Origin of the sequence: Paenibacillus sp. EKM206P (assembly GCF_011066155.1) — a bacterium.
GTDB lineage: Bacteria > Bacillota > Bacilli > Paenibacillales > Paenibacillaceae > Paenibacillus > Paenibacillus polymyxa_D.
On record NZ_JAAMNQ010000123.1, the window covers coordinates 1 to 257 of the forward strand.

The following is a 257-nucleotide window of genomic DNA, read 5'->3' on the forward strand; positions in this document are numbered from 1 at the left end:
TTCGTTCTGATCAGGTCGGCAAAGGTGTCCTCAGCCCCACTGCGGATACGTATTGGAATGGTGTTAATGAACAAGCCTACCATATTTTCGATCCCCGAAATATCCGCTGGACGACCAGACACTACACCGCCAAAAACAGCGTCGTCACTACCGTTGTACTTTTGGAGCAGCAATCCCCAGGCTGTTTGCAGCAATGTATTCGGGGTCACGTGGTGCTGCTTGGCCACCATTTCCATACGTCCAGTCAAATCCTTGCC

General features: G+C 51.4%; 1 protein-coding gene. It reads right to left on the reverse strand.

The genetic code is table 11. The features are described from left to right. Positions 1-257 (reverse strand): condensation domain-containing protein (locus G9G53_RS26040; RefSeq protein ID WP_165150916.1); only part of this gene is annotated, 257 nt, incomplete at both ends.